At 41.5% G+C, this 26739-nt stretch carries 28 protein-coding genes; all 28 read left to right on the plus strand.

From position 1 onward, the window contains the following. Positions 1-52: 52 nt before the first annotated feature. The 28 genes from hrcA to cccA all read left to right on the plus strand — a co-directional run bounded on the left by hrcA (position 53) and on the right by cccA (position 26730). Positions 53-1075, plus strand: coding sequence for a heat-inducible transcriptional repressor HrcA (gene hrcA / locus BLW54_RS06000; RefSeq protein WP_035509200.1), 1023 nt, complete (start codon positions 53-55; stop codon positions 1073-1075). Positions 1076-1195: 120 nt separating this feature from the next. Then, positions 1196-1735: a nucleotide exchange factor GrpE gene (grpE, locus tag BLW54_RS06005; RefSeq protein WP_035509197.1), complete on the plus strand. Its 540-nt coding sequence runs from the start codon at positions 1196-1198 to the stop codon at positions 1733-1735. A 38-nt stretch (positions 1736-1773) separates the two neighbouring features. Then, on the plus strand, positions 1774-3603 hold the full coding sequence (gene dnaK, locus BLW54_RS06010; RefSeq protein ID WP_035509195.1) for a molecular chaperone DnaK: 1830 nt from the start codon (positions 1774-1776) through the stop codon (positions 3601-3603). Between the two features lie 143 nt (positions 3604-3746). Further along, positions 3747-4877, plus strand: coding sequence for a molecular chaperone DnaJ (dnaJ, locus tag BLW54_RS06015; RefSeq protein ID WP_035509193.1), 1131 nt, complete (start codon positions 3747-3749; stop codon positions 4875-4877). Between the two features lie 159 nt (positions 4878-5036). After that, positions 5037-5975 (plus strand): 50S ribosomal protein L11 methyltransferase, encoded by a 939-nt coding sequence (prmA, locus tag BLW54_RS06020; protein ID WP_074733432.1) that lies wholly within the window; start codon positions 5037-5039, stop codon positions 5973-5975. A 4-nt stretch (positions 5976-5979) separates the two neighbouring features. Further along, the gene (locus tag BLW54_RS06025; RefSeq protein ID WP_035509187.1) at positions 5980-6723 is read left to right on the plus strand and encodes a 16S rRNA (uracil(1498)-N(3))-methyltransferase; all 744 of its coding nucleotides are present in this window, start codon (positions 5980-5982) and stop codon (positions 6721-6723) included. Positions 6724-6820: 97 nt separating this feature from the next. After that, complete coding sequence (gene deoC / locus BLW54_RS06030; protein WP_035509185.1) at positions 6821-7492, plus strand: deoxyribose-phosphate aldolase; 672 nt, start codon at positions 6821-6823, stop codon at positions 7490-7492. A gap of 197 nt (positions 7493-7689) precedes the next feature. Next, positions 7690-7863 (plus strand): 30S ribosomal protein S21, encoded by a 174-nt coding sequence (gene rpsU / locus BLW54_RS06035; protein WP_008638284.1) that lies wholly within the window; start codon positions 7690-7692, stop codon positions 7861-7863. A 20-nt stretch (positions 7864-7883) separates the two neighbouring features. Further along, entirely contained in the window at positions 7884-8330 is a 447-nt protein-coding gene (locus BLW54_RS06040; protein WP_035509183.1) for a GatB/YqeY domain-containing protein, read from the plus strand. Between the two features lie 158 nt (positions 8331-8488). Then, a complete protein-coding gene (locus BLW54_RS06045; protein ID WP_074733433.1) occupies positions 8489-9847 on the plus strand; it encodes an NfeD family protein in 1359 nt (452 codons plus the stop codon). Next, entirely contained in the window at positions 9844-10833 is a 990-nt protein-coding gene (gene floA, locus BLW54_RS06050; protein WP_035509178.1) for a flotillin-like protein FloA, read from the plus strand. Before BLW54_RS06045 ends, floA begins: the two co-directional genes overlap by 4 nt. Positions 10834-10861: 28 nt before the next feature. Further along, complete coding sequence (locus BLW54_RS06055) at positions 10862-11359, plus strand: YqfB family membrane protein (protein WP_035509175.1); 498 nt, start codon at positions 10862-10864, stop codon at positions 11357-11359. A 71-nt stretch (positions 11360-11430) separates the two neighbouring features. After that, positions 11431-11724 (plus strand): sporulation protein YqfC, encoded by a 294-nt coding sequence (yqfC, locus tag BLW54_RS06060; protein ID WP_035509174.1) that lies wholly within the window; start codon positions 11431-11433, stop codon positions 11722-11724. 4 nt (positions 11725-11728) lie between these two features. After that, positions 11729-12910: a sporulation protein YqfD gene (gene yqfD / locus BLW54_RS06065; RefSeq protein WP_035509171.1), complete on the plus strand. Its 1182-nt coding sequence runs from the start codon at positions 11729-11731 to the stop codon at positions 12908-12910. 2 nt (positions 12911-12912) lie between these two features. After that, positions 12913-13875, plus strand: coding sequence for a PhoH family protein (locus BLW54_RS06070; protein WP_035509169.1), 963 nt, complete (start codon positions 12913-12915; stop codon positions 13873-13875). A 376-nt stretch (positions 13876-14251) separates the two neighbouring features. Continuing rightward, positions 14252-14722, plus strand: a complete 471-nt coding sequence (gene ybeY / locus BLW54_RS06075; protein ID WP_074733434.1) for an rRNA maturation RNase YbeY — start codon at positions 14252-14254, stop codon at positions 14720-14722. Further along, positions 14697-15074, plus strand: a complete 378-nt coding sequence (locus BLW54_RS06080; RefSeq protein WP_074733435.1) for a diacylglycerol kinase family protein — start codon at positions 14697-14699, stop codon at positions 15072-15074. The genes ybeY and BLW54_RS06080 overlap by 26 nt, the downstream gene beginning before the upstream one ends. A 78-nt stretch (positions 15075-15152) precedes the next feature. Further along, on the plus strand, positions 15153-16058 hold the full coding sequence (gene era, locus BLW54_RS06085; protein WP_035509165.1) for a GTPase Era: 906 nt from the start codon (positions 15153-15155) through the stop codon (positions 16056-16058). A gap of 95 nt (positions 16059-16153) precedes the next feature. Then, entirely contained in the window at positions 16154-16306 is a 153-nt protein-coding gene (locus tag BLW54_RS06090; protein WP_074733436.1) for a YqzL family protein, read from the plus strand. A gap of 17 nt (positions 16307-16323) precedes the next feature. Then, positions 16324-17070: a DNA repair protein RecO gene (gene recO, locus BLW54_RS06095; RefSeq protein ID WP_074733437.1), complete on the plus strand. Its 747-nt coding sequence runs from the start codon at positions 16324-16326 to the stop codon at positions 17068-17070. 424 nt (positions 17071-17494) lie between these two features. Next, positions 17495-18382, plus strand: coding sequence for a glycine--tRNA ligase subunit alpha (glyQ, locus tag BLW54_RS06100; RefSeq protein ID WP_074733439.1), 888 nt, complete (start codon positions 17495-17497; stop codon positions 18380-18382). Next, positions 18375-20459, plus strand: coding sequence for a glycine--tRNA ligase subunit beta (glyS, locus tag BLW54_RS06105; RefSeq protein ID WP_074733442.1), 2085 nt, complete (start codon positions 18375-18377; stop codon positions 20457-20459). Before glyQ ends, glyS begins: the two co-directional genes overlap by 8 nt. 50 nt (positions 20460-20509) lie before the next feature. After that, on the plus strand, positions 20510-21169 hold the full coding sequence (gene ccpN, locus BLW54_RS06110) for a transcriptional regulator CcpN (RefSeq protein WP_074733445.1): 660 nt from the start codon (positions 20510-20512) through the stop codon (positions 21167-21169). A gap of 25 nt (positions 21170-21194) precedes the next feature. Next, entirely contained in the window at positions 21195-22007 is an 813-nt protein-coding gene (locus BLW54_RS06115) for a pyruvate, water dikinase regulatory protein (protein WP_035509156.1), read from the plus strand. A 254-nt stretch (positions 22008-22261) separates the two neighbouring features. Further along, positions 22262-22723 carry a YaiI/YqxD family protein gene (locus BLW54_RS06120; protein WP_074733448.1) on the plus strand — a complete coding sequence of 154 codons (462 nt, stop codon included), beginning with the start codon at positions 22262-22264 and terminating at the stop codon, positions 22721-22723. 37 nt (positions 22724-22760) lie between these two features. Next, positions 22761-24572: a DNA primase gene (dnaG, locus tag BLW54_RS06125; protein WP_074733451.1), complete on the plus strand. Its 1812-nt coding sequence runs from the start codon at positions 22761-22763 to the stop codon at positions 24570-24572. Positions 24573-24609: 37 nt separating this feature from the next. Beyond that, positions 24610-25743 carry an RNA polymerase sigma factor RpoD gene (gene rpoD, locus BLW54_RS06130; RefSeq protein WP_035509150.1) on the plus strand — a complete coding sequence of 378 codons (1134 nt, stop codon included), beginning with the start codon at positions 24610-24612 and terminating at the stop codon, positions 25741-25743. A gap of 621 nt (positions 25744-26364) precedes the next feature. Continuing rightward, positions 26365-26730, plus strand: a complete 366-nt coding sequence (gene cccA, locus BLW54_RS06135) for a cytochrome c550 (protein WP_035509148.1) — start codon at positions 26365-26367, stop codon at positions 26728-26730. Positions 26731-26739 lie beyond the last annotated feature (9 nt).

A 26739-nucleotide genomic window follows, 5' to 3' on the forward strand; every position in this document is an offset into this window, starting at 1 on the left:
TTAATTAGATTTAGCACTCACCATAAACGAGTGCTAACAGGGGTGATCATCGATGTTAACAGATAGACAGTTGCTCATTTTGCAGGTCATAATTGATGATTTCATTCTGACTGCCCAACCTATAGGTTCGCGGTCCATTGCTAAGAAAGATGCTGTGACATTTAGTTCCGCAACAATTAGGAATGAAATGGCTGATTTAGAGGAAATGGGGTTCATTGAGAAAACCCATTCGTCCTCAGGGAGAGTCCCTTCTGAAAAAGGGTATCGCTTCTATGTCGACCACCTTCTTTCTCCCTTACGTCTTACCAGTAAGGAAATTCTGACAATCAGAGAAGCTTTTGATGATAAGATGATGGAGTTTGAACGTGTGGTGCAAAAGTCAGCAGGGATACTCTCTGACTTAACCAATTACACGTCCATTGTGCTTGGACCAGAAGTGTTTGAGACAAAATTGAAGCAATTGCAGATTGTTCCTTTGTCAGAGCAGTCTGCCATCGCCATTTTGGTTACAGATACGGGTCATGTCGAGCACCGGGCTTTTAACGTTCCTGTAGAAATCAAGGGTGTAGACTTAGAGAAGATGGTGAACATCTTAAACAGCCGGCTCGAGGGAGTTCCTTTGGTGAAGTTGCATGAGAAACTCTATACTGAAATCAATGATCTATTGAAAACACATACGGATCAGCATGAAGAAGCTTTTCAATACCTTCGTGCCGCTCTCGTAGATGAACATCCTACAAAGCTGTATATTGGTGGGAAGACGAATATTCTTATGCAGCCTGAGTTTCGGGACCTTGAGAAAGTGCGGTCCCTCTACGCTACCATTGAACAGGAAAATGAAATGGCTGATTTACTCCGAACTGGGGAAGATGGGATTCAGGTGCGTATTGGACAGGAAAATCCTTATGATGCTATGCAGAACTGCAGCCTGATTACAGCCAGCTATCAACTGGGAAACGACCAGTACGGCACTATTGCACTGCTGGGGCCCACTCGAATGGAGTATAACCGTATGTTTTCATTAATGAATGTCTTATCCAAGCATATGACAAATACCTTCCGGGGCTGGTACTAGAACGGAATGGAGATATGAGATGGGAAATCCCCATCGCTTCTTATTGGTCTATTGCTTTTTCAGGATATTGATTCATGTTATAGTCAGTAACGGTGTAAAGGAAAGTAGGAGGTGGAAGTCATGGAAGAGAATAAGCAAGAAATCATCGATGAAAAAGATGAATCACAAAATGAAGAGATTGAAGCTGAGACTGAGGTAGTTGAAGAGGAGCCGAATGAGCTTGAACAACTACGTCAGGAGAAAGAAGAAATCAACAATCGACTGCTTCGTCTGCAAGCGGATTATGATAATTTCCGCCGCCGTACTCAGAAAGAAAAAGAGGCGGATAGGAAGTATAGATCTCAGAGCTTGGTAGAAGAATTGATCCCTGCTTTGGATAACTTTGAAAGAGCTCTCCAGGTTGAAGTGGATGGCGATTCAGCTAAAAACTTTGCTAATGGTATGAAAATGGTTTATGACCAATTCAAAGCGGCTCTGGAAAAAGAGGGTGTGGAAGAAATTCCTGCTAAAGGAGAGGAATTCGATCCCCACATGCACCAGGCGATCATGCAAGTCGAAGATGAAAACTATGAGAGCAATATCGTAGTAGAAGAATTGCAAAAAGGGTATCGCTTGAAAGATCGGGTTATCCGCCCGTCAATGGTAAAAGTAAATCAATAATTTGAAATGAACGAGTACGTAAAGGAGGACATTTAACCATGGGTAAAATCATTGGTATTGACTTAGGTACAACAAACTCTTGTGTAGCAGTAATGGAAGGTGGAGAAGCGAAAGTAATTCCGAATCCGGAAGGTAACCGTACTACTCCATCTGCTGTTGCATTCAAGAACGGTGAACGTCAAGTAGGGGAGGTCGCTAAACGTCAGGCGATCACAAACCCGAACACTATTCTTTCCATTAAACGTTATATGGGTACAGACCATAAGGTAGAAGTAGAAGGAAAAGAATATACACCACAAGAAGTTTCTGCAATCATTCTCCAGTATATTAAGAGTTATGCAGAAGATTACCTTGGTGAAACAGTAGATAAAGCGATTATCACTGTTCCTGCTTACTTTAACGATGCTGAACGTCAGGCAACGAAAGACGCTGGTAAAATTGCAGGTCTTGAAGTCGAGCGTATTATTAATGAACCGACAGCTGCAGCACTAGCTTACGGTATCGATAAAGAAGACCAAGATCAAACAATTCTTGTTTATGACCTTGGTGGAGGTACATTTGACGTATCCATTCTTGAAATTGGAGACGGAACGTTTGAAGTAATTTCTACGGCAGGTGACAACCGCCTGGGTGGGGACGACTTCGACCAAGTCATTATCGACCACATGGTAGCTGAATTCAAAAAAGAAAACGGTATTGACTTGTCCCAAGATAAAATGGCGAAACAGCGCCTTAAAGATGCTGCTGAAAAGGCGAAGAAAGATCTTTCCGGCGTAGCGCAAACGCAAATTTCCCTGCCATTCATCACGGCAGGAGAGGCAGGACCGCTTCACCTGGAAATGAACTTGACTCGTGCTAAATTTGAAGAGCTTGCTTCTAATCTTGTTGAGCGTTCTATGAAGCCGACACGTCAAGCTCTTAAAGATGCTGGAATGAGTGCCAGTGATATCCACAAGGTCATCCTTGTCGGTGGATCTACACGTATCCCGGCAGTACAAGATGCTATTAAGAAAGAAATCGGTAAAGAACCTTCAAAAGGGGTGAACCCGGATGAGGTTGTAGCACTCGGTGCTTCCATCCAAGGTGGGGTATTGCAGGGTGACGTTAAAGACGTTGTCCTCCTTGACGTAACTCCGCTTTCTCTAGGTATCGAGACAATGGGTGGCGTAACAACGAAATTGATCGAGCGTAACACTACTATTCCGACAAGCCACTCTCAAGTATTCTCTACTGCTGCTGATAACCAAACAGCTGTAGATATCCATGTACTTCAAGGAGAGCGTGAGATGGCTCAAGATAACAAGACACTTGGCCGTTTCCAATTGACAGATATTCCGCCAGCCCCACGTGGTGTGCCTCAAATCGAAGTGAGCTTCGATATTGATGCGAACGGAATTGTAAATGTCCGTGCGAAAGACATGGGTACAAATAAAGAACAATCCATCACAATTAAATCTTCTTCCGGTCTTTCTGATGAGGAAGTGGAAGAAATGGTGCGTCAAGCAGAAGAGAATGCAGAAGAAGATAAGAAGAAACGTGAAGCGATTGAACTTCGTAATGAAGCTGATCAGCTGATCTTTACAACCGATAAGACCATCAAAGATCTTGGTGAACAAGTAAGTGAAGAAGAAAAACAAAAAGCTGAATCTGCAAAAGAAGAACTTCAGACTGCTCTTGAAGGTGAAGACCTTGAAGACATCAAAGAGAAGAAAGAAGCCCTTCAAGAACAAGTGCAGGCACTTTCTGTAAAACTTTATGAGCAGGCTCAAGCTCAGGCTCAAGAAGCTCAAGGGCAAGAAGGCGGCACTGAAGAAGATGTCGTTGATGCTGACTACGAAGAAGTCAACGAAGATGAGAACAAGAAGTAAGATAAAGTAAGAAAAAAAGTCAAAGTCAGGTTCTTCTTGACTTTGACTTTTTTCATGAAGAAGAAAATTAGTCAGTTTGCCTGCCTTCATATAGAATGTTAATATAAAATTTATGTAATAGCGTCCGGGAGAGTGATCGACAAGTGAGTAAACGAGATTATTATGAAGTCCTTGGCGTGTCCAAGGATGCTTCGAAAGATGAAATAAAGAAAGCCTATCGTAAACTGGCGCGTAAGTATCACCCAGACGTCAGTGAAGAAGAAAACGCTTCGGAGAAGTTTAAAGAAGCCAAAGAAGCTTATGAAACATTAAGTGATCAACAGAAGCGTGCCCAATATGACCAGTTCGGCCATGCTGGTCCAAACCAAGGTGGATTTGGTGGTTTCGGTGGAGGCGCTGAAGATTTCGGTGGTTTTGGTGATATTTTCGATATGTTCTTTGGAGGGGGCGGCCGTCGTCGCGACCCGAATGCTCCGCGTAAAGGAGCAGATCTACAGTACACAATGACGCTTCAGTTCGAAGAAGCAATTTTTGGGAAATCTACAGATATTGAAATTCCGGCCGAAGAAGATTGTGATACATGTGACGGATCTGGAGCCAAACCGGGAACTTCTCCTGAAACCTGCTCACACTGTCAAGGAACAGGGCAAGTTAACCAAGAACAAAACACACCGTTTGGCCGTGTGGTCAATCGCCGTGTCTGTCATCATTGCCAAGGAACAGGGAAGGTTATTAAAGACAAATGTAATACCTGTGGTGGAGAGGGCCGTGTGAAGACACGCAAGAAAATCCACCTGGATATTCCAGCGGGAATTGATGATGGTCAGCAAATCCGTGTCCAAGGAAAAGGTGAAGAAGGAGCCAATGGTGGGCCAGCAGGGGACTTGTTTGTAGTTATCCGTGTCCAGCCTCATGAATTTTTCCAACGTGAAGGGGACCACATTTTCTGCGAAATTCCACTGACGTTTGCCCAAGCTGCTCTCGGTGACGAGATTGAAGTGCCAACTGTACATGGCAACGTCAAGTTGAAAGTACCTGCAGGAACTCAGACAGGGAAGACCTTCCGTCTGAGAGAAAAAGGTGCTCCAAATGTTCATGGCAGAGGACAGGGTGACCAACACGTTAAGATGAAAGTAATCACACCTAAGAATTTGACAGAAAGACAAAAAGAATTACTTCGTGAATTTAATGATATTAGTGGAAATGAGGCCACGGATGAGCAGCATGGAAACTTTTTTGAGCGTATGAAGCGTGCGTTTAAAGGTGATAGCTAAAGATTAAAGGAAGGTGTCTGTACGATTGATTATTAGGGTTTTTCAAGGTGAATTTCCCGTTCCTTCGTGCAGGCACTTTTTATTGTAAGAAACAGTCTATTAAGGAAGAATGAGACTTTTTTTTATTTAGAAAATTATAATGAAGAGGGTGGATCATAAATGAAATGGTCTGAAGTGTGTATCCATACAACTACCGAAGCGATCGAACCAGTCTCGAATATCCTACATGAATCAGGAGCAAGTGGAGTGGTAATTGAAGATCCTTCAGATATGAAGAAGACAAAGACAAAGCTTGGAGAAATATATGAATTGAATCCTGATGATTATCCTTCTGAGGGTGTTTATGTAAAAGCGTACTTGCCCTTGAATAGTTTCCTTGGAGAAACAGTCGATGGGATTAAACAGTCTGTAACGAATCTTACGGATTTCGGCATTGATATCGGCCATAATAACGTAACTATAAGCGAAATTCATGAAGAAGATTGGGCTACGGCGTGGAAAAAATATTATAAGCCTGTAAAAATATCAGAAAGAATGACGATCATCCCGACGTGGGAAGAATATACACCGGTGTCGAGTGATGAAATTATTATAGAAATGGATCCGGGAATGGCTTTTGGGACAGGGACTCACCCAACAACTGTCTTAAGCATCCAGGCACTAGAACAGTATTTAAGCAAAGGAGATCAAATCCTGGATGTTGGCTCAGGATCCGGTATTTTAAGTGTCGCTTCTGTCCTTTTAGGCGCTGAGCATGCTCATGCATATGACCTTGATGATGTTGCCGTCTCTAGTACGAAGAATAATGCTGTATTAAATGGTGTTGAAAATAAGGTAACAGCCAAAGTGAATGACCTCCTTGAAGGAGTTGACTGGGAAGCAGACTTAATTGTATCTAATATCCTGGCAGAAATTATTATTAAATTTACCAATGATGCCTACCGTGTGGTTAAGCCAGGGGGTTACTTCATTACATGCGGGATTATATCAGGCAGAAAAGAAATGGTTCATGATCGGTTAATCCAATCAGGATTTGAAATTGTTGAAACCAATAAAATGGAAGATTGGATAAGTATTATCGCCAGAAAACCGGAGTGATTTCATGCAGCGTTATTTTGTTGAAGAAACAAGGTGGGAAAATGACATCCTGCGTATTAGCGGGGATGACTCCCATCATATTGTGAGAGTCATGAGAATGAAGGCAGGGGACGAACTGATTGCGATCCATCCTGAAAAGGGTCCGGCTCATTGCAAAATCGCGGAAATCTCAGAGGGGTCTGTTTCATGTAAAGTGATGAATTGGGTTGAGGAAGAAAGAGAAATGCCTGTGCACGTAACTATTGTAGCGAGTCTTGGAAAAGGAGACAAGCTTGAACAGATTGTTCAAAAAGGTACGGAACTTGGTGCTTCTTCATTCATACCGTATCAGGCTGATCGTTCAGTGGCAAAGTGGGACGCTAAGAAAGAACCCAAAAAAATTCAACGTTTGCAAAAGATTGCAAAAGAGGCTTGTGAGCAGTCTGAGCGTACTTTTGTCCCTGATGTCAAAAGTGTACACACATTGGACCAAATCCTTAAACTCAGAGAAAACTACGATTATTGCTTTTTCGGCTATGCAGATGAAGCGAGACACTCGAACGCAGGAACACTAAAACACGCTTTAAAACCTGTTAAAGATGAACAGTCTATTTTAGTTGCTTTTGGCCCTGAGGGGGGTTTTTCAGAGTTGGAAGTGGAAAGGTTTAAACAATCGGACTTTTCATCAATTACACTAGGCCCGCGAATTTTACGGATGGAAACTGCCCCACTCTACTTTTTATCAACCCTTTCCTTTATGATGGAATAAAATTTGCAGTTCCACGAACTGGCTCGCATTTTAATCGCTTTCATGCTAAAATGAAAGAGATGTACGAACAACTTAATTTTGGAGGGACAATTTCATTATGGAACAAAATTTAGCTAAAATGATTGATCATACACAATTAAAACCGGATACACCTAAAGAAAAAATCACTCAAATTTGTGAAGAAGCCAAAGAACATCATTTTGCTTCTGTTTGTGTCAACCCTCACTGGGTAGCTCACTGTGCAGATTTATTGGAAGGTACAGATGTGAAGGTATGTACAGTTATTGGTTTTCCGCTTGGTGCTACAACAAAAGAAACAAAAGCATTTGAAACAAAACAAGCCATTGAAAAAGGTGCGACTGAAGTTGATATGGTTATCAATGTTGGTGAACTGAAGTCTGGAAATAAGGACCTTGTTCAACAAGATATCGAAGCGGTTGTCCGGGAAGCAGAAGGGAAAGCGCTCGTTAAAGTAATTATTGAAACTTCCTTATTGTCCGAAGATGAAAAGGTTGTTGCTTCTGAGCTTGCTAAAGCTGCTGGAGCGGACTTTGTAAAGACATCTACAGGATTCTCCGGTGGTGGAGCGACAGTAGAGGATATCAGCCTTATGCGTAAAACAGTAGGCCCTGATATGGGTGTGAAAGCCTCTGGCGGAGTACGTGATTATGAAGGAGCAAAAGCTATGATCGAAGCAGGCGCGACTCGTATTGGTGCAAGCTCTGGTATTGCCATTGTTAATGGTGGACAAGGTACATCAGATTATTAATATTTCCTTCAAAAGCCACCAGCTTTTCGGTGGCTTTTATAGGTTTTCAAATTATAGACTACTTCAATTAGAAGAAAAATTCCTATCTTTTAAAAAAAGTTGACCATATGACGTGCATATAATATAATTGTCAAAGGTATGGGGGGTTCCCATACAAGAGAAACAGTTTTGTTTGCTTCGGAGGGAGGGAAATTAGCATGTCAAAAACAACTCGCGTTCGTAAAAACGAGTCTCTTGAAGATGCTCTTCGTCGCTTTAAGCGTGATGTATCAAAAAGTGGTACATTAGCCGAATATCGTAAGCGTGAATATTACGATAAGCCTAGCGTACGCCGTAAGAAAAAGTCTGAGGCGGCTAGAAAGCGTAAGTAATTGAAGAGGGTGTTGAAGAGATGACAATTACAGACCGTCTGACCCAGGACATGAAGACAGCCATGAAGGCCCGCGATAAAGAAAAATTATCGACGATCCGCATGGTGAAAGCTTCTATGCAAAATGAAGCGATTAAACTGGGGAAAGACTCATTATCTGAAGAAGAAGAATTGACTGTTTTATCTCGTGAGGTAAAACAGAGAAATGATTCCCTCCATGAATTCAAAGAAGCTGGACGTGAAGATCTTGTAGAAGGACTCGAACGTGAAATTGAGATTTTACAAGTATATATGCCGAAACAGCTGACAGATGAAGAACTCAAGCAGGTCGTTGATGAAGCGATCGAAGAAGTAGGCGCTACTTCTAAGAGTGACATGGGTAAAGTCATGAGTGCCGTCATGCCTAAAGTTAAAGGCAAGGCCGACGGATCCAAGGTCAATAAGCTCGTTCTTCAGCAACTATCGTAAATATAAAGGCCTCTCTTAGTAAAGAGAGGCCTTTTTACATAACCAGCTTTATTACTATGATGAAGAAAGCTGAGAAAATTTGAAACCAACGTAGGAATCAAATCGTATAAGGTAATAACCGATAGGAAGCTTTTGACTGATTGGGGAGGTGGATGTGAGTGAAGCGGTCTTGGCGACTTTACGTTTTGGGATTGCTCATTTTAACAGCGGGTGTGTTATCGCTTTTCCATCTCCAACCTGCAGCTTATGCAGAAGGAGAAGGACAGACGGTTTACATCATACCGGTAAAGGACACTGTGGAACGGGGGATGGCCTCATTTTTAGAAAGAACGACGGAAGAAGCAAGTGAAAGTGGCGCGGATCATATTATTTTCGAAATCAATACTCCCGGCGGTCGTGTAGATGCAGCGGGGGATATTGGGGAAGTCTTTCAGGGTCTGGATATTCCGAATAGCGCGTTTGTAACGAACAGGGCTTATTCGGCAGGTTCTTATATCGCTTTGAATGCAGATGAAATATACATGAAGCCTACGGCTACAATGGGGGCTTCAGGTGTCATCAATTCAGATGGAACGGCTGCAGATAAGAAAGCACAATCTGCTTGGATTTCATCTATGGTTGCAGCAGCGGAATCTGCAGGACGTGACCCACTATATGCTCGTGCTATGGCCGATGCCAATGTGGACTTGGAGGAGTTGGGTGCACCTAAAGGTGAATTTCTTACACTTGGGCCTACTGATGCTGAAGAGGTGGGGTATACCGAAGGGATTGTTGATGATCGAAACGAACTTCTTCATGTCCTGGGTTTATCGGATGCGTCGATTATTGAAGAAGAACCCACGCTATCAGAAAATATTGCAAGATTTCTTACAGACCCTGTCGTTATACCGATCTTATTATCAGTGGCAAGTATCGGACTTGTTGTAGAATTATATTCACCTGGTTTTGGGATTCCCGGAACAATGGGGGGACTTGCTCTTGTCCTATTCTTTTACGGGCATATAGTAGCGGGTCTTGCTGGGTATGAAGCTATTATTTTATTGGTTCTTGGTATCGGTTTAGTCATTGCAGAGTTCTTTTTACCTGGTGGTATTGCCGGGATCGCAGGAGTTATCGCCATTGTTTCATCGTTGATGTTGTCCTCCCAAGATATGGGACATATGGCTATGAGTATTGGGATCGCCTTATTGGTAACGATTATAGTGTCCATCCTTCTATTTAAATTTATCGGATTGGAAAGAGGTTTCTTTCGTCATATCATACTTAATGATTCTACATCATCCGATCAAGGGTATGTGTCCTCGCATAATCGCTTGGACTTAATGGGGATGGAAGGAGAAACGATTACACCACTGCGTCCTTCCGGTACTGCCGATTTTGATGGAGAACGTTTAGATGTGGTGACAGAGGGGGGATTTATTCCATCCAACCATGGGGTTAAAGTAGTGAAAACAGAAGGGTCACGCATAGTCGTGCGGGGGCTCAAAAAAAATGAACAAGAGGAGGAAAAAGAATGACATTAGAACAACTTATGCCAATTATTATTATTGGTATTATTATCATTGTGCTGGCTGTTTTGTTTACGTTCATCCCTGTCATGCTTTGGATTAGCGCTTTAGCAGCGGGAGTGAAGATCAATATATTCACTTTAGTAGGGATGCGTTTGAGAAGGGTTATTCCTTCACGTGTTATTAATCCATTGATTAAAGCCCACAAAGCAGGAGTGAATGTTAATACGAACCAGCTAGAAAGTCATTACTTAGCAGGTGGTAATGTAGACCGAGTGGTGAACGCTCTTATTGCAGCTCAACGAGCCAATATTGAGCTTAGTTTTGAACGTTGTGCAGCCATCGATTTGGCAGGACGTGATGTGTTAGAAGCTGTTCAAATGAGTGTAAACCCGAAAGTGATTGAAACTCCATTCATTGCAGGTGTGGCAATGGACGGGATCGAAGTGAAAGCCAAGGCACGGATCACAGTTAGAGCTAACATTGACCGACTTGTCGGTGGTGCGGGAGAAGATACGGTCATCGCCCGTGTTGGGGAAGGTATCGTATCAACGATTGGTTCGAGCGAAAACCATAATAAAGTGCTTGAAAACCCAGATTTAATTTCCCAAAATGTGCTGGGGAAAGGGTTGGATGCTGGAACAGCATTTGAAATCCTTTCTATCGATATAGCCGATATTGATATTGGTAAAAACATTGGCGCCATTCTGCAAACGGATCAGGCGGAAGCTGATAAGAATATTGCACAAGCTAAAGCTGAAGAACGTCGCGCGATGGCGATAGCACAAGAACAAGAAATGCGCGCACGTGTACAAGAAATGCAGGCTAAAGTTGTAGAAGCGGAAGCTCAAGTACCTCAAGCTCTTGCAGAGGCATTGCGTTCAGGCAAGATGGGTGTCATGGACTATATGAATTACCAAAACATCAATGCGGATACGGATATGAGAAATACTTTGGGTAAGATGTCCGATGAAGATGGGGAAGAAGAAAAATAACCTTTGATTATCCAAAAGGAGAATTCGCATGGGAGATCTTATAGAACTCATTTTCAGTAATTTTCTCATTCTCGCAGCCATAATAGGTGGAATCATCAGTTGGTTCAGTGGGATGACGAAAGAAAGTGAGAACAAGCAAAGACCAGATCGGAAAACCTCCCCTGTCCCGCCTTCCTATCCAAGCGGCCCTAATCCAGATCTTGAGGAAAAGGCCAAAGCAGGGGATGAACGGTTAACGGATTATTATAAAACGAAACAAAAAAAGCTTGCTGAGGTTAAGGAAGGACGAAAGCAGTCCGTAGATCAACCACGATTATCAGATTCTGAAGGGGAGACATACACTCAACCGAGCTTTTTACAGAAGGAACAGAGGATATCTCGATCACAATTGAATCAAGAGGGCCCTTTAATCGAAAACACAAGGAAGTGGGATAAAAAACGATTAGCGGAAGGGATTTTAATGGCTGAAGTGCTGGGTCCTCCCCGTGCTCACAAGCCTCACAGCTCCCACCCTCGAAAAAGATAAGCAGAACGCACGAATTGTAGTGATACAATTCGTGCGTTTTTCGTATAAATGAAAAGAGGGGAGGGCGTCGCATGTCAAAATGGCAACAGCAAATCCGGACGTGGCTTAGTCGTTATTTCGATTTACCTTCCGATGTCATGTTGGATCTGCCGCGTATCACCACTATAGGATCCATTCATGTGTACATAGAAAATCACACAGGCCTCCTTCATTTTTCTGATGAAGAAGTGAGAATTCAATACAAACAAGGTCAGATCCGTATCTTAGGAAAAGACTTGGGTGTGAAAATGATGTTAAAGGAAGAATTACTATTGGAAGGAGAACTCAAGTCTGTAGAGTTTTTGCCAGATTCTAAAGGGAGGTGAGCGGATGAAAAACCAGCATGATTTCTTTCAAGGGATCATGACGGTACAAGTGGAAGGAACATTAATTGAACCATTTTTACAAGCGTGTATAAAACGAGGCTGCTACATTACAAACATGCGGAGAGTGGACCCTTCAATTGTCATCCTTACGATCCGCCTCAAAGATTGGAAGACATTTAGGCAATTGCGGAAAAAGTATCGGTGTAAATTATCCATAAAGAGCGGAAAAGGGGTTCCATTTCTCCTTCAGCAATTGGTGAGCAGGTTATCTCTGTTGTTTGCTTTTATTGTAGCGGTCGTTGTTATTTTCATACTAGCCAACACACTGTGGTCAATAAAAGTGGACGGACTTTCTCCTGAGCTCGAAGCAGATGTGGAAAGTAAACTGAATACGTATGGCGTATCTCCTGGAAAATTAACAATAGGAATGAAAGATCCTATCGAAATTCAACAACAGTTGTTGGAAGATATTCCGGACCTTTTATGGATTGGCGTAAAAAAGCAAGGGACGAGCTATCATCTGTATGGAGTTGAAAAAACGAGATATGATACAGATAAGAACAATCGTCCCTCAGACCTTGTGGCCACGAAAAAAGGAATGATCATTGAGACATTCATTAAAAAAGGTCGCCCGATGGTTTCTGTATATGATGTTGTCCGTAAAGGACAGGTTTTAGCAACAGGTCAACTTGTTGAAGAAGAGGATACTTTTGTTCATTCAGAGGGAGAGGTTATTGCAGAAACTTGGTACCGAGTGGCTCAGACTTTGCCTTTAAAACAAGTCCTTATGCTAACGGATGGAACAGTTGAAAGTGAATACCACCTTAAACTAGGGAAGTTTTCTATCCCTGTATGGGGATTCTGGCGAGGAGAGGATGGAGACTTTCGAGAAGAAATTCACGGTTCAGATTGGAATCTTTTTGGTTTCAAAATTCCTATCCATATACAAACCATTGATTATTATTCCATCGACCGGAAAGCATACGAATCATCTAAGAAGGAAATTGAGAAATTGGGGTTGTCCTCTGCCAGAAGTAACTTACAACAGGAACTTGACCCTGACGCAGAAATTAAAGAAGAAAAAGTTTTGCACCTCAGTGAGGAGAATGGTAAAGTAAAATTAATCCTAATGTACAAAGTTTATGAAAATATTGCAGAAACCAAGTATATAAGCCAAGGAGATTGAGTATGCCAGAAGATTTGAAAACCATGGACATTCAATTAGATAATACAACAGAAGCTTTAACCCTGTTTGGTACAGAGGATCGGAACCTTAAGCAGATAGAAGAGCTGCTGAAAGTCACGATTATCACACGTGGAGAACAAGTCAGAGTTTCAGGACAAGTCGAACATGTTCAACTGGTAGAGCAGATTCTACACAGTGTTCTTGCCATTATTCGTAAAGGGATAACCATTACCGAGCGAGATATCGTATATGCTGTGGAATTAGCAAAAAAAGGGAAAATCAACCAGTTCGAGGCCCTTTTTGAAGATGAAATTACCAAAAATTCTAAAGGGAAGTCTATAAGGGTTAAAACTCTCGGCCAAAGAAATTATATAGCAGCGATCAAAAAAAATGATTTGGTATTTGGAATTGGTCCTGCTGGTACCGGGAAGACTTACTTGGCCGTTATTATGGCTGTAAACGCGTTGAAGAACGGAGATGTGAAAAGAATCATTTTAACCCGCCCTGCTGTTGAAGCAGGAGAAAGTTTAGGCTTTTTGCCTGGGGATCTTAAAGAAAAAGTTGATCCATATTTAAGACCGCTGTATGACTCTCTTCATGATGTTTTTGGTGCGGAGCATACTGCACGTCTTATTGATCGGGGAACCATAGAAATTGCTCCACTTGCTTATATGAGAGGGCGTACGCTTGATGATGCCTTTGCGATTCTAGATGAAGCGCAAAATACAACACCTGAACAAATGAAAATGTTTCTAACCCGTTTAGGGTTTGGTTCAAAGATGATTATAACGGGAGACATTACTCAAGTGGACCTTCCGAAAGGCGTAAAGTCCGGATTACGTGTAGCTGAAGAACGTTTAGCTGAAGTGAAAGGGTCATCCTTTATCCATTTGGACCAATCTGACGTGGTGAGACACCCACTTGTACAGCGAATTATTGATGCGTATGAAGGGGATAGTAAATAAGGCCCAACCTTTTGGGTCTTATTTCATGTTCACTTATGGAATAAAATGGGAGATGTAGTGTGAAGATCCCCTCCTATCAACGCCTGAGAAACTTTACATAAGAATAAACGTCAATGGTAGACTTGCTTGTTTTCTTTTATGTAACATTAAGAGAAAGCAGGAAGTTGAGCGGCATTTAAACTGAAGCTCATGTCTTGCTGTTTGTGAGGCATCCTAAAAAAGGGTGGAGTATAGCTGCTTTGGGTGTAATTCCCCTTGCAAAAACCTTTAAAGGGTCTGCTAGATAAAGTTTAACAGTAGATGAACATTGGAACATCTAACTATGAATCGTTTATTGGATGATCCAAGCGATTACATTTCAAGGAGGCAAAAGAAAATGATAACGATTGATTTTCAAGATGAAACGAACTCTGTTGATGAAGCTTTCGTTGATATGATTCAACGGATTATCCACTTTGCTGGAGAAAAAGAAGAAGTAAATGGGGATGCGGAAGTGTCAGTGAGCTTTGTGGACAATAAACACATCCAGGAAATTAACCGAAATTATCGCCAAAAGGACGAGCCTACGGATGTGATTTCTTTTGCAATGCAAGAGCTCGGAGAAGACGAATTGAATGTATTGGACGAAAATATGCCCCTTATGCTTGGGGACATCGTTATTTCTGTAGATAAAGCGAAAGAACAAGCAGAGGAGTATAACCATTCCTTAGAAAGGGAGTTTGGGTTTTTGGCATTGCATGGATTCCTGCATTTGCTCGGATACGATCATCTAAATGAAGAAGATGAAAAGAAAATGTTCGGACGCCAAGAGGAAATCTTATATGAGTTCGGACTTCAAAGGTCGTAACCAAAAGAATACAGTAGGGTTCCGTTTTGCTTGGAATGGGATAGTTTGGGTTTTTAAGGCAGAGCGAAACTTTCGTATTCACCTAGCTTTTGCACTTCTAGTCATTGTATCTGCCTTTCTTCTAAAGGTATCCTTATGGGAATGGACTGCTATCATGATCATCATTTCATTGGTATTGACTTTAGAAATGATTAATACAGCCATGGAAAGGTTGCTCGATCACTTTCATCCCGAAATTCACCCGGTAATTGGATCGATTAAAGATATTACAGCAGGTGCGGTTCTAGTGGCGAGTATCAGTTCTGTATTCATCGGGCTCATTATTTTTCTTCCGAAACTCTTTGCCTTATGATAACTGGTATGAATTGAAGTGGATAATGTAATAAAATAAAGAGATAACGTTGCTTAAGAATCTATTGGAGGAACAATTATGACAGAGAATTTTAAATCGGGTTTTGTCACAATCGTGGGGCGCCCGAATGTGGGAAAATCAACATTCATGAATAGAGTGATTGGTGAGAAAATTGCAATCATGAGTGATAAGCCACAGACAACAAGAAACAAAATACAGGGAGTCATGACGGATAAGGAATCGCAGATTATTTTCATTGATACTCCCGGAATTCATAAGCCTAAGCATAAACTCGGGGACTTTATGGTGAATGTTGCAGAAAATACTTTAAATGAAGTAGATGCTGTCCTTTTCATGATTAATGCTGAAGAGGGGTATGGACGAGGAGATCAGTTCATTCTCGAGCGTCTTAAGCGTGTTGATCAGCCGATCTTTTTAATTATCAATAAAATTGATCAAGTGCATCCGGACCAATTACTCCCCTTAATTGACCAGTATAAAGAAAAAATGGAATTTGAGGAAATCATTCCAATTTCAGCTTTGGAAGGTAATAATGTCAATCATTTATTAGATGTACTAAAAAAACATTTACCTGAAGGACCACAGTTTTATCCGGAGGATCAAATTACCGATCACCCTGAGCGCTTCGTGATTAGTGAATTTATTCGCGAAAAAGTACTTCACTTAACACGGGAAGAGATTCCTCATTCCGTTGCTGTTGTTATCGAAGGCATTGAACCACGTGATGAACATAATAAAGTTCATATTCAAGCAGCAATTGTGGTGGAACGTAAATCACAAAAAGGAATTATTATTGGTAAACAAGGGAGCATGTTAAAGGAGATTGGTAAGAGAGCAAGAAAAGATATAGAATCTCTGTTAGGCAGTAAAGTCTACTTAGAATTATGGGTAAAAGTGCAGAAAGACTGGAGAAATAAGCAAATTCAACTCAGTGATTTTGGATATCGCGAAGACGAATATTGAGGGTTGGAAAAAATTAAGTCTAATGAATTCAGGCAGAGGAAGCATTCTAGTAATGTACAATCATTTATTGATGATTAAGAAAGGCGGTGTTTCTTGTGCGCGACAAGCTTTCATGGAACGTTTTCAGGCAAACAGGCAGTGTGGAAACTTATTTATTGATGAAAGAATTGGAGTCTCAAGATCAGCACTCTCAAGAGCAGTTCGCTTCCTCTCCTGAACCAATCTCTACGGATGATTTGAATCCGTAACAAAGCAGGTGAGGCCAATGATGGATAAGGTGGAAGGAGTCGTCATTCGGACAAATAACTACGGAGAAACACACAAAATCGTTACAATGATGACCAGAGAAAAAGGTAAAATTGGAGTGATGGCTCGCGGTGCCAAGAAACCCAAGAGCCGTATGTCTTCCATTACCCAACCATTCATACATGGCACATTTTTAATTCAAATAGGGTCCGGTTTAGGCTCCATGGGCCAGGGGGAAATGTTGTCTTCTTTAAGGTCGATTCGTGAAGACATAGTGAAAACGGCTTATGCTAGCTACATTGCAGAATTAACAGACAAGCTTATTGATGAAAAACAGCCGGACCCTTTTTTGTACGAACAGTTGCTTCAAACATTCGTATGGATGAACGAAGGAAAGGAACCGAATATTCTGACGATGATGTATGAACTGAAAATATACAAAAAAGCGGGTTTTGCTCCGGTTGTTGATCAGTGTATACAATGCGGCGGACAAGAAGGTCCTTTTTCCTTTTCTATAGTGGAAGGCGGGGTGCTTTGTTTTCGTTGTAAACACAAAGACCCACAGGCCTATGGTCTTCCTGATCCACTTCCAAAATTACTGAGAATTTTTTTACATATGGATGTGAAACGACTGGGAGAAATCACCATGAAGGAAGAAAATAAAAATCTGTTGCGTCAGATTATGGATGAATACTATGATCGATATGGTGGATACTTCATTAAATCCAAAAAGTTTTTAAAACAGCTGGATTTGTTTTCAGAATGATGTTTGACAATTTGATAGGATTTAGAGTATGATGCTATTACTTAATAACGTGTTGCGGAGAAGGAGAGTAGTATCCGGGGAAACTATTTCCAAGAGCGAGCTTGTGACGGTGAGAGACAAGCGGAAAAAGCCCGGGGAAGGCGTTCCTGAGCGACGGTGAAAGTGGCTTCCTATACATGAAGGGAGCAATTAGGGTGGAACCGCGGAGACCCCGTCCCTATGTCTTTGATAGACGTAGGGACGGGGTCTTTTTCGTTGTCTGTGAAAGATAATGCGCACATGAGGATATAGAGGGTCCTTGTTGAAGGGCCGGAATTAGCACAAGCGGCCCCTGAAGCCTCTGTGGCCAATAATGCGATTTTGAGACTTCACCTTTTAAGGTGAACAAGGCACATAGAGCTTGAAATTTTTGAGGAGGGAAAGTATGAATATTCAAGACATGATTTTAACGTTACAAAATCATTGGTCAAATCAAGGTTGCTTGCTTATGCAAGCATATGATACTGAAAAAGGAGCGGGAACAATGTCTCCAATGACCCTATTAAGAAGTCTGGGTCCAGAACCTTGGAACGTTGCTTATGTAGAACCTTCCCGTCGTCCAGCTGATGGACGGTATGGACAAAATCCAAATCGCTTATATCAACACCATCAATTCCAAGTCATCATGAAGCCGTCTCCAGATAATATTCAGGAACTTTATCTGGAATCCTTGGAAGCTTTGGGAATTGATCCTAAAAAACATGACATCCGATTCGTGGAAGATAACTGGGAGAATCCTACATTGGGGGCTGCCGGACTGGGCTGGGAGGTTTGGCTTGATGGAATGGAAATCACCCAATTTACTTACTTTCAACAGATAGGCGGCCTTGAAGCAAAACCGGTTTCTGCAGAAATCACATATGGTTTAGAACGGTTGGCTTCTTATATTCAGGATAAAGAAAATGTGTTTGAATTAGAGTGGACCGATGGAGTTACCGTTGGTGATATTTTCACTCAGCCGGAATATGAGCATTCTGTATATACATTTGAAGCTTCTGATGAACAGATGCTTTTTGATCTATTTTCTACTTACGAAAAGGAAGCTAAGCGCATCATGGAAGAAGGGCTTGTCTTTCCTGCTTATGATTATGTCCTTAAATGTTCACACACTTTTAACCTTCTAGATGCTAAAGGTGTGATCAGTGTGACAGAAAGGACCGGCTATATTTCCAGGGTGCGGAATCTAGCAAGGAAAATAGCCAAAACATATGTTGAGGAGCGGGAGCGGCTTGGCTTCCCGATGCTGAAAAAGGAGGAGGATCATCATGAGTAAATCCGTATTGTTTGAACTCGGCGTCGAAGAGCTACCGGCTCGTTTTATCAATAATGCTTTAGCGCAGTTGGAAGAAAAGACAGCTAAGTGGCTAAAGGAGCAGCGAGTTCCATTTGGGGAAATCACTGGATTTGCTACTCCAAGAAGACTGGCTGTGAAAATTACGGAAGTCGAAGAAAAGCAGCCTGATATTGAAGAAGAAGCTAAAGGGCCGGCCAAGAAAATTGCCCTCGACGATGAAGGGAACTGGACGAAAGCTGCTATTGGGTTCTCAAAAGGGCAAGGAAAAAGTGTGGAAGATATATATTTCAAGGAGATTAATGGCACAGAATATATCCATGTGAATAAATTCATTGAAGGTGAGCAAACAGCAAAACTACTTGAAGATTTTCGTGAAGTATTTTTATCTTTGACCTTTCCTAAAAATATGCGATGGGGAAATCGCGACTTACGTTATGCCCGTCCTATTCGCTGGATGGTTGCTCTTTTTGGAAAAGAAATCATACCATTTTCTATAGAAGGTGTGAACACAGGAAATCGCAGCTTCGGGCATCGGTTCCTAGGATCAGAAACGACTATAGTAGATGCGGATCAATATGAGTCTTTGCTTAAGGACGAGTATGTTATAGCCTCTGTGGAAGAAAGAAAGGCAGAAATCCTTAGCCAGCTTAAGCAGCTAGAAAAGGAAAATAATTGGAAATTGATATTAGATGAAGGATTATTGGATGAAGTTACTCATTTGGTAGAATATCCAACTGTTTTTAGTGGCGAATTTTCGGAAGAGTTTCTTGAGGTTCCAGAAGAAGCGTTAATTACATCTATGAAGGAACATCAGCGATATTTCCCAGTACGTTCTTCCAACGGCCGGTTACTTCCATGTTTTGTAGGGGTACGGAATGGGGATGATCAGTATATTGATACGGTAGCAAGGGGAAATGAAAAAGTTTTAAAAGCACGCCTGAAAGATGCCCAATTCTTCTTTGAGGAAGATCAGAAAGGAAGCATCGACGAAAAAATGCAGAAGCTTTCGAGAATGGTTTATCAAGAAGAGCTTGGTACATTAGCAGATAAAGTTCAGAGGATTATTGCTATTACTGGTAAAATTGGCGAATGGGTTGGCCTTGAAGCGGAGCAAATGACCAAGGCTAAACGAGCAGCGGAAATCTGTAAGTTTGACCTAGTGACACAAATGGTTGATGAGTTTACTGAGTTACAGGGCGTAATGGGTGAGAAGTATGCTCGAATTTTTGGAGAAGAAGAAGAAGTGGCTATGGCCATTAATGAGCATTACATGCCGCGTCAAGCAAGTGGTGCCGTGCCATCTACTACAATCGGCTCAATCGTTAGCATTGCGGACAAGCTTGATACGATTGTGGGAAGCATTTCCATCGGGATCATTCCTACAGGGTCTCAGGATCCCTACGGATTAAGGCGACAAGCCCTAGGTATTCTCCAAACTCTTACCGCTCAAGGGTGGTCCATACCTGTGGAAAAATTGATTGACCTTGTTCATCAGTTCTACTATGAATTAGATCTCCCGACACGGGATAAGAAAGATGTTCGTAATGATTTACAAGAATTCTTCCAGGTACGAGCTGCCTATTTAATGAAAGAAGATGAGATTGACCCCGATGTAGTAGAAGCGGTATTGGCAACAGGAATAGGTGTATACCCCGCTACAAAAGCAAAAGCTATTCTATTAGTAGAGAAGCGTCAGGATCCTTCCTTTAAGTCTGTACATGAAGCTCTAGGAAGGGTATTGAATTTGGCAAGGAAAGCAGAGAGTGCAAAAGTAGATCCTAAGTTGTTTGAAAATGATAAAGAGCATGGCCTATTTAATGCGTATCAAAATGTGCATGATGTTTATAGGAAATCAATGCAAAATAATCAACCACAAGATGCTCTGAACCGGTTATCAGAACTTGCCAAACCAATTCATGACTTCTTTGACGAAACAATGGTCATGGCAGAAGATGAAGCTATTCGTCATAACCGTTTAGCTCTTCTGAAACAAATAGCAGAAGATGTTTATGCCTTTGCAGACCTGAATGCAATTGAATGGAAGCAACAGTTCTAGATCTCCCTCTTTTACCGATAGTTAAAAATGAGCTATAATGAAAAAATAGTATGTCACAGTCACTGATCGGGGTGAAAAGAGTGGAACTATCGAATCGGCAAGAACAGATTATTCAAATCGTTAAGGATAATGGACCGATTACTGGTGAGAATATCGCAGACCAATTGAACTTGACCCGGGCTACGCTGCGTCCTGATCTGGCTATCTTAACTATGGCGGGATATTTGGATGCCCGCCCCCGGGTCGGTTACTTCTTTACGGGAAAAACCGGGTCTGAACTTTTTACTGAACGATTAAAGAAATTTAAAGTGGATGAATATCAATCCAGGCCTATCGTAATAGAAGAAGATGTTTCGGTTTATGATGCGATTTGTGCCATGTTTTTAGAAGATGTGGGAACATTGTTTGTAACTAACAAAAATTCCATGTTGGTTGGGGTTTTATCAAGGAAAGATCTATTAAGGGCTTGTATTGGAAACCAGGACCTTACTTCTGTACCTGTTCACATCATTATGACGCGTATGCCAAACATAACGGTTTGTGAACCTGAAGACTTATTGTTGGATGCAGCCCAGAAATTGATTGAAAAACAAATCGATGGACTTCCTGTAGTCAATCCGAGTGAAGAGGGGATGGAAGTAGTCGGGCGTTTAACTAAAACGAATATAACAAAAGCACTTGTGGAGCTTGCTCGAGATCAGCATCTGTAACTGGGGTGGTGAGAGGAGGAGAAACATGGAAAAACCTTTAATTTATGTATTGTCTGATTCGGTTGGGGAAACCGCTGAATTGGTAGTGAAAGCATGTCTTAGTCAGTTTGATGATGGTCCTTTTGATTTGCAGCGTATACCTTACGTCGAGGATAAGGGGACCATTAATGAAGCTATTCAACTAGCCAAAGAACATAAGGCCATGATTGGTTTCACACTTGTTATACCGGAATTCAGACAACATTTGAAAGAAGAAGCAGAGAAGCACGGGATCAAATGTGTAGACATTATGGGGCCAATGATGGAAATAATGGAAGAACATCTTCATATCAAACCACGTCTGGAACCAGGGCTTGTTCATAAACTGGATGAGGATTATTTCAAAAGAGTAGAAGCCATTGAATTTGCTGTTCGTTACGATGATGGGCGTGATCCGCGTGGTATAGCTAAAGCAGATATCGTCCTTATTGGCGTATCACGAACTTCTAAAACGCCTTTATCTCAGTATTTAGCTCACAAGCGTTTGAAAGTTGCAAACGTTCCTATTGTTCCTGAAGTACAACCTCCATCTGAATTATTTGGAGTAGCTCCAGAAAAATGTATTGGTTTGAGCATCAGTGCAGAAAAACTTAATGATATTAGAAAAGAAAGATTGAAGTCTTTAGGATTGGGTGATCAAGCAAGTTATGCAAATATCAATCGAATCCAACAAGAAATCGATCATTTTAATCGTATTATTGAAAGAATTGGATGTCCAATCATTGATGTTTCAAACAAGGCGGTTGAGGAAACGGCAAATGTCATTATGAACAAATTACGGAAAAATGCTCAAGAATAGTACAATTTCACAAAAGTCGCGCTTTGATTAAGCGCGACTTTTGTTGGGAAGAATGAAATTAGGTACAATTAGACATGGCATATTATGTTGGAATGTATTATAATATCTATTTGTGGTAAAAATCCTTTTAATGAGAGGTGTCTTCTAAATGATGTGTTTTTAGGCGGAAAGCCCTAAAAAGATACACTTTTCAGAAAAATAAAACATTCACTTTCAAGGAGGATTCTACCGCTTATTGTAGAAATATTGATATTATGCCAATTAAAAATGTCCATATTTATGTCGATGCAGATAGTTGTCCAGTTCAAGAAGAAATTTTGGAAGTCTGTAAACACTTTCTTTTAAGACCTCATTTTATAGCAACCGTGAATCACTATAGTCCTGAAAAAGCAGAGGCTGGATGGATGTTTGTCGACGACGGTTCACAGTCCGTGGATATATATATCCTTAACCATGTCCGAAATGGCGATATCGTCATTACTCAAGACCTTTCCCTGGCTGTATTGTTAACGTCCAAAGGAGTTTATGTATTAACTCCAAGAGGTAAACTGGTAAAAGAAAACGATGCGGACCTTATTATGAATCAGAAGTATATTCGGCAGCAAACGATGAAGCGAACGAAGAAGTGGAAAGGCCCGTCTGCATTTACGGTCAAGGATCGTGAAAAGTTTCGCTCCGTTTTCAAAGATTTGTTGTCAGAACATGAAGGAATTTAATCATTTACCGAGAATAATTGAGTAGTATGGTGATCATATGGCTGGACAAATTCCAGAAGAGAAAGTAGATGAAATAAGAAAGTCAGCAGATATTGTTGAAGTCATTGGCAATTATGTCGATTTGAAAAAGCAAGGAAGAAACCATTTTGGGCTTTGCCCGTTTCATGGAGAGAACACTCCTTCTTTTTCCGTTTCCCAGGACAAGCAGATTTTTCACTGCTTTGGTTGTGGAAAGGGAGGGAATGTCTATACCTTCCTGATGGAGATTGAAGGCTTCAGTTTTATCCAGGCGCTGAAGCAGCTGGCCGAACAGACCGGTATCGATCTTCCTGAACAAATGGCTGAAGAAGCTCCTCCTGAACAGAGCCAGGAGTCCCAAGTAATGCTGGAAGCTCATCAATGGCTGACTAAATTATACCATCATTTGTTAAAGAATTCCAAAGATGGCCGGGAAGCTTATCAATACCTGATTGATCGGGGATTCACCGATGAAACGATTCAGAAATACCAAATTGGTTATTCCCCTGATTCTAAGGACTTCGTTGTCACATTCCTTGAAAAGAAGGGATATCATCCACAGACGATGGTGAAGGCTGGTTTACTTAGTGCAAATGATCAAGGGGATTATGCGGACAGGTTTCGGGGGAGAATTATATTCCCTCTTCGGAATCACTTGGGAAAGACAGTAGCTTTCGCAGGAAGGGCACTAGGTGAAAATGAACCCAAATATCTAAACAGTCCTGAGACAGAACTTTTCCATAAGGGGCGGCTTCTATATAACTTTGACCTTGCTCGCTCCGCGATTCGGAAAGAAAAAACAGTGATTTTGTTTGAAGGATTTGGTGATGTAATATCTGCTGACCAAGCTGGAATCCATTATTCTGTGGGTACGATGGGCACATCATTATCCAGTATGCAAGCAAATCTACTCAAAAAGTACGCAGACCAAATCATCATCTGCTACGATGGGGACCGCCCAGGAATAGAGGCTGCAGTTAAGGCAGCAAAGTTAGTTAAAAGCGTAGGATGTCAAACGTATGTTGCCCGTATCCCGGATGAAATGGACCCGGATGATTTTATACAAAGGTATGGCGGAGACAGATTCAGACGTGAAATTATCGATACAAGTGATACGTACACCTCTTTCATGATGCATTATTTACGCAGAGATTATAATTTGCAAGTGGAAGGAGATCGTATTACTTATATCGAAAAAGTACTACAGGAGATATCGGGAATAGATCGAGCGGTGGAACGAGAGCACTATCTTAACGAATTAGCTTCAGAATTCCAGATGTCATTAGAAACTCTGAAGGAAGAGGTTCAAAGGATTAGGTCGCAAAGCGGTGTAAAGGATAAGGAGCCGAAGAACCGATATACTAATGATACAAAGAAACCGTCAGTTCAAAAGAAGCTTCTGCCCGCTTTTCATAATGCAGAGAGGAATTTAATTGCATATATGTTGAGAGACCCTTATATAGCTGATAAAGTTCAGGAAGAAATCGGGGGCTCTTTCAATATTGAAGACCATCAGGTCATTGTCACACATCTTTATGCATATTATGAAGACGGCAATGAATCGGATATCAGTCAGTTCGTTGAGATGATTGGAGATCCATCTGTTAAAAATCTGGCGATTGAGCTTGCCATGGTCCCTGTCAGTGACGAGGTTTCTGATCAGGAAATCAATGATTATATAGCAAGGATCCAGTCAGAACAATGGGCTCGGACGGATATTAAAAGCCTTGAATCTGAGCTGAAAAAGGCCGAACAGCAGAATGAGCCACTTAAGGCAGCAGAGATAGCGATGGATATCATTCGTCGTAAGAAAGAGTTAAAACACCATTAGGTAGAGTTTGTATAGATTGTTGGAAGGAGGGGGACTTATGGCAGATAAGCAACAACAGCCATCACGTTCTAAAGAAACTGAGAATCAAACGGAATTAACACTTGAGCAAGCCAAAGAGCAAGTTGTAGAGTTAGGGAAAAAGCGAGGAATCCTCGCATATGAAGAGGTAGCAGAAAAATTATCGAGTTTTGAGTTGGATTCCGACCAAATGGATGAATTCTATGAGCACCTAAATGAACAAGGGGTAGAGGTCATTGGCGATTCAGATTCTGATCCTAGTATAAAGCAGTTAGATAAAGAAGAAGAATTCGACCTCAACGATCTAAGTGTACCACCAGGTGTCAAAATCAATGACCCTGTACGTATGTATTTGAAAGAGATCGGTCGTGTGAACCTATTATCTGCAAAAGATGAAATCAGCTTAGCACAGCGTATCGAAAACGGTGATGAAGAGGCGAAAAGGGATTTGGCAGAAGCCAACCTTCGTCTTGTCGTCAGTATTGCTAAAAGGTACGTAGGGCGAGGAATGTTATTCCTGGATTTAATCCAGGAAGGTAACATGGGCTTGATCAAAGCGGTTGAAAAATTTGATTATCGTAAAGGATACAAGTTCAGTACGTACGCCACATGGTGGATTCGACAGGCGATCACAAGAGCGATTGCCGATCAAGCACGGACCATTCGTATCCCTGTTCACATGGTAGAGACTATTAATAAGCTGATTCGTGTTCAACGTCAACTGCTTCAAGATCTTGGTCGTGAACCGACTCCGGAAGAAATTGCACAAGACATGGACCTTACACCAGATAAAGTGCGGGAGATCTTAAAAATCGCCCAAGAACCTGTCTCTTTAGAAACACCAATTGGGGAAGAAGATGATTCCCACTTGGGTGATTTCATTGAAGATCAGGAAGCAACGTCTCCTTCTGATCATGCCGCATATGAACTGCTGAAAGAGCAACTGGAAGACGTTTTAGATACGTTGACGGACCGGGAAGAAAATGTTCTACGTCTTCGCTTTGGATTAGACGATGGCCGTACGAGAACGCTTGAAGAGGTAGGAAAAGTATTTGGGGTTACTCGTGAGAGAATCCGCCAAATTGAAGCGAAAGCTTTACGGAAACTGCGCCATCCTAGCAGAAGCAAGCGTCTAAAAGACTTCATGGAATAAGTATCTGTCAACTCAGGGACCCTGTCGTAATTAATAGCGGTAGGGCCCTGAGTTTTATTTGTGGAAGGGGATTAAGAAAGATGACCACTGGAAAATCTTCAATGAAGTGATAAACGATTGAAAAAAGAATCATCTTTCTGGACGATATCGATTTACTCACAATAGTTTCGGTTTTGTTACCCCTTTCATTTCTTGTCATTTATTTTACTGAAATGGGAATCATAATGCAAACAGTGCTTTTGTCGAGTTTTGTAGTCTTCGTATGGATTATTGATAGACGGTTAAAATATAAAAGTCAGTTGAGTTGTTATCCCACCTACTACAGGTGTTTCAATTATTTTTTATCCGTCCACTTGGTGAGAAACTTCTTTTAAAATGAAAAGCTTTGCCTATAGCTCTGGACCTAAACTTTTTTACATGGGTTTGTTTTGGGACAATCGTGGAAAGTGAAAACACTTTTCATTTCTGGTTATTATAGGTTGCTTTCTTGCGATAATTTACATTATTTCATAAGTTTTCACATGATATCTCTTTAATAAGTAACGGTTTTCAAGTAAAATAAATATAGTCGAATAGACACGAAAAATTTATGAGAAGGAATACATAAGGAGGTTGCAACAAATGAGAAAGAACCCTGTGATTCCATTCGCAATCATCGCTGTACTGGGAATTGTTGCTATGATCATCGTTTCCGCAGCAGGTATTAATCAACGCGAAGCCATTGAAAATGAGGAAGAAGGCGGCGGTGAACACCAGGAGGAAACAGCTAATGCGGGTCCAGAAGAACTCTTCCAAAACCAATGTGCGAGCTGTCATGGTGGTGACCTTAGTGGAGGGGCCGGTCCGAACCTTCAGGAAGTAGGAAGCCGATACTCTGCAGAGGAAATTGAAGAAATAATCATCAATGGTAAAGGCTCTATGCCTCCTGGACTTTATACAGGAGAGCAAGCGACTCAAATAGCCGAATGGCTTGCTGAAAAGCAATAAGAATATTTA

Origin of the sequence: Halobacillus karajensis, assembly GCF_900108515.1 — a bacterium.
GTDB lineage: Bacteria > Bacillota > Bacilli > Bacillales > Halobacillaceae > Halobacillus > Halobacillus karajensis.